Genomic DNA, 16046 nt, shown 5'->3' with positions numbered 1-16046 from the left:
GTTTTAAAACCTGACCATGATCGATGTGTGAATAGTTTTGACAACCTAAAAATTTTAAAACACATGAAAATTAAATTACTAACCGCTAGCCTTTTAGCAACTGCTATTTTTGTCTCTTGTAACGACGATGATAATCAAGCTTCAAATCCGCAAGCTGACAGCATCGACTTTAAAGCTCACTCCGTTACCGGTAATTACCTTAAAACAACATCTGACTTCTCTTCAGTAAAAGTATACCCAATACTATCTAGTGAAGATCAATTGACTGAATCTCCAAATTTCGTATACGGATCAATGGCCGATGGAATGGGATTAATTTACAACCGCGCCGATGATAACTTCACTCTTATCAATAACATTGAAGCAGATTACTCCATAGCTAGAATCACCTTGGACAATACCTTTAAACCTGTAAAAGGTGAGTATATTTTAAGTGAGTCGGCAACAGCAAGTACCGCTCAATGTTCTGGATCATTAATTACTCCAGAGGAACATGGCTTTGGACCGCTTTATTTATCAGGTGGTGAATGGGGTGGATCATCTAAAGGTGTATTCGTAACCGAACCTACAAAACCTTCTAGTGCTCGCACAACTCCAGAATTGTTAACTGCTATGGGACAATGGAGTACTGAAAATGCAGTAGCGATAGGTAAAGATGCTTATCAAGATAAAACTGTTGTTTTTATTGGTGACGATCATTCTGATAATAACATTCCTTCTGGTCAATTAGGAATGTACGTAGGTGATAGAGGTGATCTTTACAGTGGTAAATTATACGGTCTTAAAGTTACTGCCAGCGGTATTAACTATGAAATGGACATGCAAGAAGGTCAAACATACACAGCCGAATTTGTAGAACTTAATCAGCGTAACATTGATCTACTAGATGCTGAGGCTAAACAAAAAGGCGTCATGGGATTCTCTAGACTTGAAGATATCGACTGGAGAAGAGGAAACGCAGCTAATCAAAGAGAAGTTTATATAGCCGTAACTGGTAGAGACAAACCAGGTTTGATAGGAAAAGGAACTAGATATGGTCGTGTGTACAAAGTAGTACTTAATGAGAATGATCCTACAGGACCTGCTACTATTACTTGTGTGTTAGATGGTGATAAGGTTAATGGAAAAGCATGGGGATTCCATAGTCCAGATAATATTCTTGTTACAGAAAACTACGCATACATTCAAGAAGATCCTAATGGATACTTTGACGATCCTGCAAGACAGCACTATGCAAGAATGTATCAATACGACCTAAACAACGGTACTGTAAAAACAGTTCTTGAATGTGACCAAGTTGCTGCTGCTGCTGCTGGAGTAGGAACTGAAAATAGTATTTGGGAAATAACAGGAATGATTGATATCTCTATGCAAACTGGCATACCAGGTTCTTTCCTAGTTGCTACACAAAATCACGGTTGGGAACCTGCCGATGGTAGTGCCTTCTCTGATCCTACTGCGGTTATAGATGTTGCAAACAGCCGTAAAGAAGGTAGTATGTTGTATGTAATTACAGGATTAGAACAATAATCATGTTACGTATTAAAAATAATAATTTAAAGGCTTGCCTCATGGCAAGCCTTATTCTCTTAAATTACGCCTGTAAGCAACCTCAAGAATATTCCCATATAAGTACTACTAAGGATTGGGAAGAACTTGAGTCTACTTATAAAAAGGAACTTATTGAAAATCGTGATCTTCTCGATTCTATTAGTGAGACCAAGGATATTAAAGTAATGAGGGATTTGTTTAAAGTTTCTAGACAAAATTTCAAATCTCTTGAGCCCGTTCTATCATTTCATGATAAGCAAGTTTATGCTAGTTTGAACGCTCCGAATATACTTAAGGTAGAAGAGGAAGATGCTACAGATATCAAAGAACTTAATCCATTAAGTTTTCAATCTTTAGAGGAAAATATTTTCGGTGAAAATCCCGACCTCATACTTGCTCAAAAAACTGCTCATCACATGAGTAATAAAATGGAGGCACTTGCTCGCAATGCCGATTTTTCTCACTATCAAACCTATCATGTATTATGGATGGTCCGTAATCAAATCCTACGTACAACAACCACAGGAATTACTGGGTATGACAGTCCAGTTTTACAAAACAGTTTAGAGGATGCTGTTTCCGCTTTCGCGAAAGCGGAATACCTCATCAATCTAGTGTTAACCAAACACCCTAATGAATCTCTAACTAAAGAATGGGAAAACGCATTTACGGCAAATAACAACTATTTAAAAAAACATTCTTTTTCTTCTTTTGATCGTTATCATTACATTAGAAATCATAGTGATCCCATGCTTAAATTATGGGCACAAACAGTAAAAGAATTGACCATTCATTTTCCACTAGAAATGGCGGTATCTAATGAAGCAGAAGCATTATTTTCTAACGAATTACTCAATCTAGATCATTTTGCAGGTTACCTAGTAGACACACTTACACAAGAAAAAATTGAACTGGGAAAAAACTATTCAATGAGAAAGGGTTTTCAAGTAACGGAGCAATAAGCTGTGCTACTTGTCATGTAGATCAACTAGCATTTACAGACGGACTTGCAAAAAGTAAGGATCAAAAACGAAATAGCCCTAGCCTAACCTATGTAGCTTATCAAAATAATTTTTTCTATGATAAGAGATCAGGAAGTTTAGAAGGACAGATTATTAATGTAGTTGAAAATGAAACAGAATTTCACACTGATGTTTCTAAACTATTACAAGTGGTAAAGCAGAATGAGGGTTATTTAAAATCAATTACCACTCTTTATCCTGATCAACCTTTAAATGAATCAACTGTAAGAAGATCCATAGCAGACTATTTACGCAGCTTGAATAGCTGGGATTCAAAATGGGACAGAAATCTACGAGGAGAAGAATCCAGCTTAACTTCGTCAGAAATAAATGGTTTTAATTTATTCATGGGCAGGGCACAATGTGCTACTTGTCATTTTGCCCCAGTTTTTAATGGTACTATTCCGCCTGATTTCACTGAAACCGAAATTGAACATTTGGGAACTCCTGCAACAATTGAAAACACAAATGCTACAATTGATGAAGACCTAGGTGTGTATGAGGTTTATCAAACTGAATCTAGAAAACACTTTTTTAAAACTCCTAGTTTGCGCAATGTTGAAATCACATCACCGTATATGCACAATGGTGTCTACAGCACACTTGAGCAAGTAATTGATTTTTATAATCGTGGTGGTGGTTATGGTATTGGAATAACTGATCAAGAATATCAAACCTTGCCACCAGATCCATTAGACCTTACTAAACAAGAACAAACTGATCTCATAAATTTTCTAAAAACCCTAACAGACCAACGATACGAATCAAATGTTGATCAAAGTATTTACTAAATAGGAAAGCGCCTTTCCTACTTGGTTTTTATAACCATAAACAGGAGCAGCCTCGCATACATGAATATAGCGAGGCTGTCCTTTTTTGACTATTTCGGTAACTATATCTATTAATTCTTGAAATGAAAAACCTACAGGAGATTGTGCGCTACTTGGAAAGTCTTTTACTACGTCCATATCAATTTCAAGAGCAAAGTGTTCCAGTTTAATTTTATCAAACACCTGTTCTACTCTTTGAGTAATATCTATTCTATCTGTTATAAAATCTGCCGAAATTCTCAAATCATGATCTATGAATTCTTGCATTTGAGTAGTAAGAGCACTAGGTTGTAATCCTATTGCATGATACCTGCCGATTGCTCCGTCTTTAAGTGCGTGAGAAAATCCATTACCGCTGTGTCTTCCTATTGCTGTTCGCAAATCAGTATGTGCGTCAATATTCACTACATCAATTGCATGATCTACAGCTGTTGCTTTTAATAAAGGGTATGCATTATTATGACCGCCACCTATTACTATAGGGATTTTTCCTAATTGAACGATTTGACTTATGACCTGTTCTACACGTTTATCTATTTCTTGTACACATTTACTTAAAATCAAACGATCATCTGGATGATAGGAATAAAGACCTTCACAAACATCCATTTGATCCTCGGTCTTTATAGTTCCTAATACAGCAATATTATCTACTGAGCGATATTTATTCATTTGAGTAGAAAGAAATATCGGTAAAAATGAATCCCAAGCTTCACTAGCTCCTACTCTACCAAAATTTGCTCTTACACCGATATCCTCTGGTATTCCTAGTAAGACATATTTTTCTTGACAACTAACTAAATCTGTATAACTATTAAGAAAGGTTATTTTTTCTGCATAAACAACAGAGGCGTCTTCCCTTTCTTTAAAATTATCAATTTGGGATCGGTGATTTACAAATTGCTTTTGAGCCGATTTGTCAATAAATTTAACGTAATTCATACCTACATAAAAGTTCCTGAAATCATCACTTTATCAATTTGTGATGTTCCAAAATTATAAGGAATTCCAGCTAGATTATCAATATTTTTAAAGAATAATAAGTCGGCTCTTTTTCCTTTGGTTATACTTCCTACTGATTCATCAAGCTCTACAGCTGCGGCAGCGTTAATAGTTAGCGCATTAAAAGCTTGTTGCGGTGTCATTTTCATTTTAATACAAGCTAAGGAAAAAACAAAATTCAAATTTCCCGATGGTGTACTGCCTGGATTATAGTCACTAGCTAGTGCAACCGCAATATCTTTATCCATTAAATCATGAACAGGTGTGTAATCTAATCCTAAGAAAAAACTGCAACTAGGTAAAGCCGTAGCAATTGTGTTTGAATTACTCAGTGATTTTAAGTCTTGGTTTTCTAGAACTTCAAGGTGATCTACACTTATAGCATTATGTTCTACCGCTTTTTCGATAGCTCCCAATGCATTAAACTGATTTACATGGACCTTTGCTTTTAAACCGTATTTTGCTCCAGCTTCTAAAATTTGGACCATTTGTGAAACTGAAAAGTAATTTTTTTCACAAAAGACATCGATATAATCTGCAAGATTTTCAGAGGCTACCTTAGGTAGCATTTCTGCAATGATAAAATCGACATAGCCTTGTTTATTGTCTTTATACTTCAATGGCACCGCATGAGCTCCTAGAAAAGTAGCTTTGATAGATATAAATACTCCAGGTGATAGCTCTGTTTCCTTAAGGCGTTTAATAACTCTAAGCATTTTTAACTCGCCTTCCATGGATAATCCGTATCCACTTTTAATCTCAATAGATGTTGTTCCTGTTTTTACTACCTCTTTCAGTCTTATTAATGCTTGTTCGTACAATTCATCTTCGCTCATATTTTGTAATCTGGCGGCACTATTTAAAATTCCTCCACCACGAGCAGCAATTTGTTCATAGGTTAATCCGTTGATTCTGTCCTCAAATTCCTTTTCCCTTGTAGCTGCAAAAACAAGGTGAGTATGACTATCAACATATCCAGGAGTTACTATAGTATTTTGCACATCGACTATTTGATCCTGGTTTTCAACAACAACTAGATCACTCATTATTCCAAAATCCTCAATTACACCATCTTTTATCTTGATAAAAGCATTTTTAATGCTGGGACATTCCTTCATTTGACTGCCTATTACTCTTTTGATGGATGCGTCACGTATTTGAAAAAGTTCCTTAATATTAGTGTAAACAGTAGTCATTTATAATTGGATTTTGTAATCAGGTAAAGGTATGTTTTTGCAGGTAATTGTGACAAGATGTGATAGACAGTTCTTACATTCGCTTTATGAAAAAAAATATTAATTACCTGTGCGTTCATTCTGGGCAATTAAGAGATGACAAATACGGTGGTGCTACCGCTCCATTGTACCTATCTACAGCCTACGATTACCGCAATCCTGGCACTAATTTATATCCTCGTTACATGAATACACCTAATCAAGTTGCGTTGGGTGAAAAGATGGCTGCATTAGAAAATACAGAGGCCGGACTCATTTTAGCGAGTGGTATGGCTGCCATAAGTGCTGTTTTCATGAGCTTTTTGAAAACTGGTGACCACATCATTTTACAAAGGGCTATTTACGGTGGAACAGCACATTTTGCCGCTGCCGAATTTAAAAATACGGGTATTGAATTTACCATGGTTGAACGTATTAATGAAGAAAACCTTCAAAAAGCTCTTCGACCGAATACTAAAATGATTTATGTAGAAACACCTAGTAATCCTTTACTAGAGCTTGTTGATCTTGAAGTTGTTTCCGCTTTCGCGAAAGCGAACAAATTAAAATCTGTAATCGATAACACCTTTGCCTCACCTGTTAATCAAACACCAGCAGATTTTGGGATTGATATTATAATTCACAGTGCTACCAAGTATTTAGGTGGACACAGCGACATAACAGCAGGAACGGTAAGTGGCTCACAACAGGATATTGATCGTGTGTGGAATACAGCTAAAAATTATGGAGGCAGCATAAGTGATCAAACCGCGTGGATGCTAGATCGCAGTATAAAAACTCTAGGATTAAGAGTCAAAAAGCAATCGAAAAATGCAAAAAAACTGGCTAAGTTTTTAGAGTTACATCCGTTAATTAGAAAAGTGAACTATCCTGGATTGCCATCACATCCTTATTACGAAATTGCAACAAATCAAATGAAAGGCTATGGTGGTATGCTCTCTTTTGAGCTCAAAAGTTCTGTAAAAACGGATAAATTTTTAGAAGCACTAAACTTAATTCAGCCAGCATTAAGTCTTGCAGGAGTTGAAAGTACTATCCTAGCTCCTAGTTTAACCTCACATAGTTTGTTAACACCAGAACAAAGAGCTGAGCAAGGAATAAGTGATGACTTGCTTAGGTTATCTGTAGGTATTGAGGAAGTAGATTTGTTAATTAACGACATCGAACAAGCGATGGAGAAAAGCACAAAATAATGGAGCCAATTAAATTAGATATACTTGCCATAGGTGCTCATCCTGATGATGTAGAATTAAGTTGTTCTGGTACATTAATCAAAGAGAAGTCATTAGGAAAAAAAATTGGTGTGCTTGATCTTACTCGTGGTGAATTAGGTTCACGAGGTAGTGCAGATATAAGAGATAGAGAAGCTGCAAATGCCGCTAAAGTTATGAATCTAGATGTAAGAGAAAATCTAGGATTTAAAGACGGCTTTTTTACTAACGATGAACATCATCAAATGGAAATCGTAAGGGTAATAAGAAAATATAGACCAGAAATCGTTTTATGTAACGCTATCGACGATCGTCATCCAGATCACGCAAAGGGTTCTAACCTTGCAAGTGTGAGCTGTTTTTTATCCGGTTTATTAAGGATTGAAACATTTTTAAATGGAAAAAAACAAGATCACTGGCGACCTAAACACGTTTATCATTATATACAATGGAAAGATATCGAACCAGATTTTGTTGTAGATATTTCAGGGTTTATAGATCAAAAATTAGCAGCAGTAATGGCTTATGAATCGCAGTTTTATAAAGCTGGTGATGAAGGTCCTAAAACCCCTATAAATTCGAAAAACTTCTTGCAAAGTATAAAGTACAGGGCAGCAAATTTAGGTCGATTAACGGGAAGCAATTATGCCGAAGGATTTACAGTCGAACGATATCCTGCAATAAATAGTTTATTTGATTTAAAATAATTAAAAAAAATAGCGAGTATAATTTTTAAATGTTATAAATTTGCACCGCTTTAAAAGTCGTGGTTGAGATATCTTGAGCACCACGTTAAAAAACTCACATTGATATGGTGGTTGTAGCTCAGCTGGTTAGAGCGCCGGATTGTGGTTCCGGAGGTCGCCGGTTCGAAACCGGTCTTCCACCCAAAAAGCCTTAGATATTCTAAGGCTTTTTTTATTTCTATACTTATCGTGCGTTCCTAATAATTTATCATTGGACTTCCAATATTTTAATGTCTTTACACTATCACTGTGATGTTTTATCGCCAAAACGTTAAACATCAAGATTAAAATCAATTATCGTGCCGTATCGATTAACAAATGATAATTTTAATATTATGATGCACTTAATCGAAAATATAAAATGTAAAAATAGTCCTACATCAGCTTTAAGTATTTGAATATCATAATTTTATATATGGAATCATGAATTTTATGTAAAAAACGTATTTTGTTGCTAAGGATTTAATCTTCTAGTTTTAAGGCATTAACCTTTAAATTTTTTAAAAATGAAAAAATCCCTTATCAAATTATCAATGATTGGATTTGCATTAGTAGGTCTTTTAATTACTTCTTGTTCCTCGGATGAGTCACGAGAAGAAAATTTAGACAATCCTAGATTAAAAGCTATACAAGATCATGCTGTTAAACTTGGTTATAAAGTAGAAGACGTAGAATTAAAAGACTTTCTTCTACCTGATAACACTTCAATTGAACGTGTTTTTCTTCAAGATGATATTGCTTTAAGTGAAGATGAGTTCTTTGCGCTTGAACGAGAAGGAGATCTTGAAAAGCAATACAGAACTTTTAATCTAGTTAGCAGTTCAAACACTACAATTGATATACTAGGTTACACTGGTAATAATCAATATGGATTATCTTCTAAGGCACAGACTGGATTAAGATGGGCTGTAGCGAATTATAATCGTTTAAGTGGAGTAAGTCTGAATTTTAGACTGACTTTTGGAACTGACACTAATAGTGCCGATATGGTAGTTTACGATACTTCCTTTTCTAATTCTGGATCTGGTGGTGTAGCTGGATTTCCTTCTAATGGGCGTCCTTACAAATGGTGTCAAATCTATAATTTAGAAAGCTTTTCGACTAATGTGAATGAACATGTGATTTGTCATGAAATGGGCCACTCTATAGGTTTCCGTCACAGTGATTGGTTTTCTAGACAATCTTGTAATCAGTCTGGAGAATCTGCAGGTTCTGATGGGGCCGTTCATTTAGCTGGTACTCCAACTGGTTGGGATCCTACTAGCCTTATGAATGCATGTTTTTCTGGAAGTACAGGTGGAGAGTTTAATAATAACGACATCACTGCCCTACAGGCAATGTATTAAGTTAGATTTTTTTTGGAAGAAAAGCCCGAAGAATAACTTCGGGCTTTTTTTGATTAGTATTTTAAAATAGAGTGTGTTGATTCAGAAAACTGTTTTCTCCCATTTAAAAAGCCAAGTTCAAGTACAAAATTAGCATACACCTTACTTGCTCCTGCCTCCTTTAACAACGTTATAGCAGCCGCAGCTGTTCCTCCTGTGGCCAAAACATCATCATGAAGTAAAACTACATCATCCTCTTTAATCGATTTCTCCTGAATTTCTAATGAATCTGTTCCGTATTCTAGCTCATAGCTTGTTTTCAGTATTGGTCCAGGAAGTTTTCCAGGTTTACGTATCATAATAAATTTGGCCTTCAACTTTTGCGCAAGCAACATTCCAAATAAAAATCCTCTTGATTCTATACCAGCAACTACATCAATTCTTTTACCCTGATAAGGTTGGGTTAATTTATCTACGACATCACTTCTAATTTCATTAGTACTTAATAAACCAGAGATATCTTTAAAAATGATTCCTTGTTTAGGAAAATCTGGGACATCAACTACAATTGCTTTTAATTCTTTTTCAGTCATAGTTCAAAATTAAAAAACTGAATAAACTTTTTAATTAAAGTTATTTCAATATTTAAAAAATGATAGTATATTTGCAACCGCTTTGTGAGAAACATGTTTTCATTAAGCAACTATAAAGGCCTCGTGGCGCAACTGAATAGCGCATCTGATTACGGCTCAGAAGGTTACAGGTTTGAATCCTGTCGAGGTCACTTTTAAGAATAACAATTCTTACCAAAACCACGCAAACACTATGTTTTGCGTGGTTTTGTAGTTTTTAGACTACCATTTAAATTGATACGATATAACCTAATATGGTAGGTAATCGGTCAGTTGTATTTCAAACTGTCAGTTGAACTGACAGAAACTGAAATACCTTTGAAAGCCTTGCTATAGTTGATTTGACATTCGTCAAGACGATTTGTAAAATCTAAAAGACGACAACTATGCGAAGTAAACAAACCTTTAGTGTCAGTTTCTGGGCTGACCAAAAGAACGCCACAAAGGGCGAAGCATTACTGTATGCTCGAGTAACGGTAAATCAAAAACGCTCGAACATCAGTCTAAAAAGGCGCGTTCCTGTGAATCAATGGGATGCAAAAAAGAGCCGTTGCAAAGGTGCTGGAGCTGGTGCGAGACAGCTTAATAATTACATTGAGCAATCTTACAACAAACTCTTTCAAATCTACCAAGACCTAACTTACAAAGAAGAGCTCGTCACAGCCAAAATCGTTAAAGCCAAATTTATCGGGGATGACGAAAAATCAAAATCTCTATTCGACCTAATCGAGTACCATAGCAAGAAGATTGAGAATACCCTGTCAAAGGGCACCATTAAAAATTTTGGTGTAACCGAGAGTTATCTCAAAAAGTTTTTAGAGAAAGAAAAGAAAACCACAGATATCTATCTTAAGCAATTGGACTATAAATTTTTGATTGACTTTGAAAACTACCTGGCCAATGTATGGCCAGTTGGTCATCCAAGGGCAATGAGCCAAAATACTATAATGAAACACATTCAGCGCTTGCGCAAGATGGTGACACTCGCCTATCATTTGGAATGGCTTGAGCGCGACCCATTTGCAAGATGGAAACCTAAATACGAGAAAACCAATCGCGAGTTTCTTTCAGAAACTGAACTTGAGAATCTCGAGAATCACGATTTCAATAGCGAGCGATTAGACAGAGTACGCGACTTGTTCGTATTTAGTTGTTATACAGGTATCAGTTACGTCGACATTATGGCGCTCAAACCAGACAATGTGATGAAAGGTATAGATGGTGGGAACTGGATAGTTACCAAACGTCAAAAAACCAAGAGTTCTGTAAAAGTTCCATTGTTGAGTAGAGCCGAAGAAATTATTGAAAAATACAGTAATCATCCCATGACAGCTGTAACGGCTTCACTATTACCGATAATCACTAACGAGAAACTGAATGCCTACCTCAAAGAAGTAGCAAATCACGTAGGTATAAAAAAGAATTTGACGTTTCATATGGCGCGACACACTTTTGCCACTACCATTACACTTTCTAATGGGGTACCTATTGAAACGGTTTCTAAACTTCTGGGGCATACTAAGATTGCTACCACTCAGATTTATGCTCGAGTACTAGAACATAAAGTAAGTGCTGATATGGATAGGTTGAAAGACATTCTAAAATTACAGAAGAAGGGCCTAGACTCTAAACACGTCTCTTATATGGAATAAAACACTTTGCAACCCAGTTGCACACAAATTCTGTTATCTTTGCATCGTGAAAGTTTTGGCAATCATATTATCGATATACTTCTTAGCGCTCAATGTAGTACCTTGTAGCGATTCAGGGAATGTTGCCGACGATTCCCAAACCGTTTCAGTAGTTGATTTTGATGGCGACCACGGCGATGATTGTGAACTCTGCTCGCCGTTTTGCCAGTGCCACTGCTGCCACGTTCACACGATACACTTTGGCATTGCCAAATTCGAGCTGCTTCAAGCGACCATTCCACAGGATAACTTTGCCCATTTCGACAGTATAGGCAAGGATATTACCATTTCTCTCTTTCAGCCCCCACAGGTTTAATTCAGTTTTACAGGATACCTATATCCGGTTTTGAAGTTTTCTAAGGTTGAAAACTTCAAACGGTTTATTTCGCTCGCGCGCCTGTCCAGAGCGCAGGCGAAGGGAAAGCATAATTTCATTTTTAACTGAATTAACACCTAAATCTATGATTAACAGAATCATTGATTTTTCAATCAATAACAAATTTATTATCGGTCTGTTTACACTGGCACTCATCGGTGCCGGTGTCTACAGTATGACCCAAGTTCACATAGATGCCGTGCCGGATATAACCAACAACCAGGTACAGGTCATCACGCAATCGCCCAATCTGGGTACAGAGGATATCGAGCAGTTCGTGACCTATCCCGTGGAAGTGGCGATGAGCAACTTACCGGACATTAAGGAAATCCGATCGGTATCTCGTTTCGGACTTTCCGTGGTAACGGTTGTTTTCGATGATGATATGGGAACCTACCTACCTCGACAGCTCGTTTCCGAGAAACTGACCGAAGTACGTGAACAGATTCCCGAAGGTTTTGGCCAACCATCCATCGGACCAATCTCAACGGGATTGGGCGAAATCTACCAGTACACGCTTGAAGTTGAAGAAGGATACCAAGACGACTACTCGGCTATCGAACTGCGAACGATTCAGGATTGGATTGTCCGCAGGCAAATGGCGATGGTTCCCGGTGTTGTGGAAGTGAATGCATTTGGTGGGAACAAAAAACAATACGAAGTGGCCGTCGACCCAGACGAGTTGCGCGCCATTGGCATTACCATTTCAGACGTCTTCCAGACCCTTGAAAGCAACAACCAGAATACGGGCGGTGCCTATATTGAACGTAACCATCAGGCCAATTTCATTCGTGGCGAAGGTCTTGCCAGAAGTGTTTCGGATATTGAAAATATGGTCGTCAAGACCGTTGAGGGTATTCCCATTAAAATCAAGGATGTGGGTAACGTACGCATCGGAAGTGCGGTGCGCTATGGTGCATTGACCAAAGATGGTAAGGGCGAGGCCGTTGGTGGTATGATATTGATGCTGAAAGGGGCAAATTCCAACGAGGTCATCGAAAACGTGACCCAGCGAATGGAACAGATTCAGCAATCCTTGCCTAAAGGCGTGGTCATCAAACCGTTCCTCGACCGTAGCGAACTGATTGCCGAGACCACGGGAACGGTGACCACAAACCTTTTGGAAGGCGGCCTTATCGTCATTTTCGTGCTGGTACTGCTTTTAGGGAACTGGCGTGGTGGACTGATTGTGGCCTCGACCATTCCCTTATCGCTGCTGTTTGCCTTTATCCTGATGAACGTTTTTGACGTTTGGGCCAATTTGATGAGCTTGGGGCCATCGATTTCGGTATCATTGTGGATGGCGCGGTAATCATTGTGGAAGCCACGGTGTTCCTGATGTATTCCTATGTGGCTAAAAAGAATGCGGTAAGCTCGGAAAAGCGGGATAAAATCGCTGCCAAGGCTTCCAAAAAAATGATGAATGCGGCATTTTTTGGCCAACTTATCATCTTAATAGTATTCCTTCCCATATTGGCGTTGGAAGGTGTCGAGGGCAAGATGTTCCAGCCTATGGCACTCACGTTCATCTTTGCAATGATTGGTGCGATGCTGCTCTGCCTGACCTATGTGCCGATGGTATCCGCCCTGTTCCTACGACCACCGAAAACCGAAAAGAAGTCTTATGGCGATAGGTTCGTTCATTGGATAGAAAGAAAATACGAACCCTTGCTTACGAAGGCACTTTCAAAGGGAAAAATAGTCGTCGGTATTGCACTTGCCCTTTTTGCGGTGACCATATTTGTCTTTACCAGAATGGGCGGCGAGTTCATTCCACAATTGGACGAAGGCGACATTGCCTTCCACGCCATTTTGAAACCGGGAAGTTCGCTCTCGGAAACCATTGAAACCACCACCAAGATAGAACGCATCGTAAAGGCGGAATTTCCCGAGGCGGAAACTGTCCTGAGCCGTATCGGTGTGGCCGATGTTCCGACCGACCCTATGCCAATGGATATTGCCGATGTCTTTGTCATCCTCAAGCCGACCGATGAATGGGTATCTGCGGAAAGTAAAGATGAACTGGTCGAAAAGATGAAAGATGCCATTAGTATTGTTCCTGGTGTTAATTTTGAGTTTACCCAACCTATCGAAATGCGCTTTAACGAACTGCTCACGGGCGTTCGTGAAGATGTGGCTATTAAACTGTTTGGGGAAGATTTAGATGTTCTGGCAAGCAAGGCAGAAGAAATGGGCAAAATCATTGCGACCGTACCCGGTGTGGCCGATATGAAAGTCGAGGCCACCGATGGACTGCCGCAAATTACCATCGATTACAACCGAAACAAAGTGGCACAGTACGGCCTGGAAATCGACCATCTAAATAATGTGGTACAGGCCGCATTTGCGGGCGGTAAGGCAGGTGTGATTTTCGAGGGCGAAAAGCGATTCGATTTGGTAGTTCGGTTGCAAAAGGAAAACCGCCAGGATATCGAGGATGTTCAAAATATCTTCATCAATCTGCCCAACGGTTCCCAGATACCCTTACGGGAAATCGCCGAAGTAAGCTATGAACCCGGACCGATGCAGATAAGCCGTGACAACACCAACCGAAGGACGTATGTGGGCATCAACATCCGTGACCGTGACGTAAAGTCGGTTGTCGAGGACATTCAGGCAAGACTGGATGTGCAGTTTGAGTTACCCGCAGGCTACTACATACGCTATGGTGGTGCTTTCGAGAATCTGGAACGCGCCAGCGACCGATTGCAGACCGTCGTTCCCATTGCGCTGTTGCTCATATTCATCCTGATATATTTTGCATTAAAATCCTTTCCACAGACCCTGATGATTTATCTGGCCATCCCTATGGCCACCATAGGCGGTGTGTTCGCTCTCTGGCTCAGGGATATGCCGTTTAGTATTTCCGCAGGGGTCGGTTTCATTGTTTTATTTGGGGTAGCCGTATTGAACGGTTTGGTAATGATAAGCGGACTCAACGAACTGAAAGAGGAAGGTGTTGCCGATTTGAAAGAACGTATCATCGAGGGCACCAAACGACGGGTGCGCCCTATAATGCTCACGGCTTTCACCGATATCCTTGGGTTTCTACCAATGGCGATTTCCGCATCCGCAGGGGCGGAAGTTCAGCGACCGTTGGCGACCGTCGTTATCGGTGGATTGATTACATCGACCTTGTTGACCCTTTTTATTCTTCCCATTTTCTATCAATGGGTAGAAAAACGCTCGGAACGTAAAATAAAGGTCAATCCAAAAATGGTAACCGCTTCTGCGGTGGTTTGTTTCTTTTTTGCTTTCGCAGAAGTAGAAGCGCAGCAAGTTCAGCATAACGATATGCTACCCGTTGTTACTTTGAAACAGGCGGTTGAAATTTCAAAGGAAAACTATCCGCTCTTGAAAACAAGACAACTGGAAATCCAAAAGCAGAACGCCTTGAAGGGCACGGCCTATGATTTAGGGAATACACAAGTGTTTACGGGCGGTGAGGAAGTTTCGGACGGTCAGGGCATCTATACCATAGTAGGCGTCGGCCAGCAGAACATCAACCTGTTCGGTATCGGTGCAAAGAAGCGGTTGCAAAAACAACGTATCGCCTTAGCGGAAACCGCACTTGACCTTACCGCATTGCAAGTGGAACAGGAAGTGAAAAAGGCGTGGTCAGAGGCCTATCAGCAACGGCAGAAATTTGAACTCTATCGTGAACTGGATTCCATCTATTCCCAATTTGAAAAAGCCATTGAACTGAATTACGAGGTAGAGGCCATTTCACGTTTGGAATATTCATCGGCAACCAATCAGGCATTACAAATCACCAATAAACTGCAACAGGCCGAAAGTGATTACGCCATTACCCTTCAGAAGCTCAATCTTTGGTTGGTTTCCGACACGTTCTATACCGTTCCCGACACCCTTGATGAAAATGAAATGGCAGTACTCGGAATTCCATCAACCATAGAAACTCATCCAGAACTGGAACTTTCGCGAAAGCGGATTGAGGAAGCCCAAGCCAGCTACCAAGCTGAACGTTCCGATTTGTTGCCCAATCTCAACCTTCAGGGCGGATTGCAACGGGTGAATGGCAGTAACGGATTCTACACTTATCAGGCAGGAATATCCCTTCCATTGTTTTCTGGTACAGAACGCAGTCAGGCCAAGGCAGCCAAAATCCAAAGTGAAATTGCAAAAGCCAATGCGGACTTTACCAAACGCCAACTGCAATCGGAATATCGACAAGCTGTACAAGCGTATCAAAAATGGGAAGCATCCTGGCGATTCTATAAGGACAAGGCCTTACCGCTTGCCGAGGAACAGCGACAGGGTGCGTTATTAGCCTATAAGGAAGGTGCCGTGGATTATGCCGCATTCACCCAAATCATTAGGGATGCCATACAGACGGAAATGGATGCGCTGGACGCGCTCGACAATTATCTAAAATCAGTTTTTGCACTACAATATTTCAAATAA

Annotated in this window: 11 protein-coding genes, 2 tRNA genes and 1 pseudogene; 11 read left to right on the top strand and 3 right to left on the bottom strand. The window is 39.3% G+C overall.

All coding sequences use genetic code 11. The annotated features are described in order from the left end of the window. Nucleotides 1–63: 63 nt before the first annotated feature. The 3 genes from BST91_RS02860 to BST91_RS02850 are packed head-to-tail and all read left to right on the top strand — an operon-like array spanning nt 64 to nt 3364. Nucleotides 64–1530 carry an alkaline phosphatase PhoX gene (locus BST91_RS02860; RefSeq protein WP_085774382.1) on the top strand — a complete coding sequence of 489 codons (1467 nt, stop codon included), beginning with the start codon at nt 64–66 and terminating at the stop codon, nt 1528–1530. A 41-nt stretch (nt 1531–1571) separates the two neighbouring features. After that, entirely contained in the window at nt 1572–2513 is a 942-nt protein-coding gene (locus tag BST91_RS02855; RefSeq protein WP_157546878.1) for a hypothetical protein, read from the top strand. Continuing rightward, nucleotides 2510–3364 (top strand): cytochrome-c peroxidase, encoded by an 855-nt coding sequence (locus tag BST91_RS02850; RefSeq protein WP_085774380.1) that lies wholly within the window; start codon nt 2510–2512, stop codon nt 3362–3364. The genes BST91_RS02855 and BST91_RS02850 overlap by 4 nt, the downstream gene beginning before the upstream one ends. On the opposite strand, the gene BST91_RS02845 is transcribed toward BST91_RS02850, so the two are convergent. Both BST91_RS02845 and hutI read right to left on the bottom strand, forming a co-directional pair. After that, the gene (locus BST91_RS02845; protein ID WP_085774379.1) at nt 3338–4345 is read right to left on the bottom strand and encodes a formimidoylglutamase; all 1008 of its coding nucleotides are present in this window, start codon (nt 4343–4345) and stop codon (nt 3338–3340) included. The two genes, BST91_RS02850 and BST91_RS02845, sit on opposite strands and share 27 nt — an antisense overlap. Before the next feature lie 2 nt (nt 4346–4347). Continuing rightward, nucleotides 4348–5601, bottom strand: coding sequence for an imidazolonepropionase (hutI, locus tag BST91_RS02840; protein WP_060522891.1), 1254 nt, complete (start codon nt 5599–5601; stop codon nt 4348–4350). Nucleotides 5602–5687: 86 nt separating this feature from the next. Between hutI and BST91_RS02835 the strand changes: the two genes are divergently transcribed. From BST91_RS02835 to BST91_RS02820, 4 genes are all read left to right on the top strand, one after another. After that, nucleotides 5688–6833 (top strand): trans-sulfuration enzyme family protein, encoded by a 1146-nt coding sequence (locus BST91_RS02835; RefSeq protein ID WP_085774378.1) that lies wholly within the window; start codon nt 5688–5690, stop codon nt 6831–6833. Nucleotides 6834–6841: 8 nt separating this feature from the next. Further along, on the top strand, nt 6842–7558 hold the full coding sequence (gene bshB1, locus BST91_RS02830) for a bacillithiol biosynthesis deacetylase BshB1 (RefSeq protein ID WP_085775666.1): 717 nt from the start codon (nt 6842–6844) through the stop codon (nt 7556–7558). Between the two features lie 106 nt (nt 7559–7664). Further along, nucleotides 7665–7740, top strand: a tRNA-His gene (locus BST91_RS02825). 363 nt (nt 7741–8103) lie between these two features. Next, nucleotides 8104–8943: a M57 family metalloprotease gene (locus tag BST91_RS02820; RefSeq protein ID WP_042278143.1), complete on the top strand. Its 840-nt coding sequence runs from the start codon at nt 8104–8106 to the stop codon at nt 8941–8943. A 53-nt stretch (nt 8944–8996) separates the two neighbouring features. On the opposite strand, the gene BST91_RS02815 is transcribed toward BST91_RS02820, so the two are convergent. Then, nucleotides 8997–9515, bottom strand: a complete 519-nt coding sequence (locus BST91_RS02815) for an adenine phosphoribosyltransferase (RefSeq protein WP_042278141.1) — start codon at nt 9513–9515, stop codon at nt 8997–8999. Between the two features lie 117 nt (nt 9516–9632). Here BST91_RS02815 and BST91_RS02810 point away from each other — a divergent pair. From BST91_RS02810 to BST91_RS02795, 4 genes and pseudogenes are all read left to right on the top strand, one after another. After that, nucleotides 9633–9706, top strand: a tRNA-Arg gene (locus BST91_RS02810). A gap of 234 nt (nt 9707–9940) precedes the next feature. Then, nucleotides 9941–11206, top strand: a complete 1266-nt coding sequence (locus BST91_RS02805; protein ID WP_042278127.1) for a site-specific integrase — start codon at nt 9941–9943, stop codon at nt 11204–11206. Nucleotides 11207–11252: 46 nt separating this feature from the next. Further along, nucleotides 11253–11561: a DUF6660 family protein gene (locus BST91_RS13435; protein ID WP_317043055.1), complete on the top strand. Its 309-nt coding sequence runs from the start codon at nt 11253–11255 to the stop codon at nt 11559–11561. A 145-nt stretch (nt 11562–11706) separates the two neighbouring features. Further along, nucleotides 11707–16046: pseudogene (locus BST91_RS02795) on the top strand (CusA/CzcA family heavy metal efflux RND transporter).

This window comes from Nonlabens tegetincola (assembly GCF_002117085.1).
In the GTDB taxonomy this organism is placed as follows: domain Bacteria; phylum Bacteroidota; class Bacteroidia; order Flavobacteriales; family Flavobacteriaceae; genus Nonlabens; species Nonlabens tegetincola.
This window is presented reverse-complemented; position numbering and strand designations above follow the sequence as displayed.

Excerpts from the sequence above, each read along its gene's own strand:
- hutI (WP_060522891.1), bottom strand. The coding sequence starts at position 5,601 with ATGACTACTGTTTACACTAATATTAAGGAACTTTTTCAAATACGTGAC.
- BST91_RS02805 (WP_042278127.1), top strand. The coding sequence starts at position 9,941 with ATGCGAAGTAAACAAACCTTTAGTGTCAGTTTCTGGGCTGACCAAAAG.
- BST91_RS02835 (WP_085774378.1), top strand. The coding sequence starts at position 5,688 with ATGAAAAAAAATATTAATTACCTGTGCGTTCATTCTGGGCAATTAAGA.
- BST91_RS02855 (WP_157546878.1), top strand. The coding sequence starts at position 1,572 with ATGGCAAGCCTTATTCTCTTAAATTACGCCTGTAAGCAACCTCAAGAA.
- BST91_RS02860 (WP_085774382.1), top strand. The coding sequence starts at position 64 with ATGAAAATTAAATTACTAACCGCTAGCCTTTTAGCAACTGCTATTTTT.
- BST91_RS02845 (WP_085774379.1), bottom strand. The coding sequence starts at position 4,345 with ATGAATTACGTTAAATTTATTGACAAATCGGCTCAAAAGCAATTTGTA.
- BST91_RS02815 (WP_042278141.1), bottom strand. The coding sequence starts at position 9,515 with ATGACTGAAAAAGAATTAAAAGCAATTGTAGTTGATGTCCCAGATTTT.
- BST91_RS02820 (WP_042278143.1), top strand. The coding sequence starts at position 8,104 with ATGAAAAAATCCCTTATCAAATTATCAATGATTGGATTTGCATTAGTA.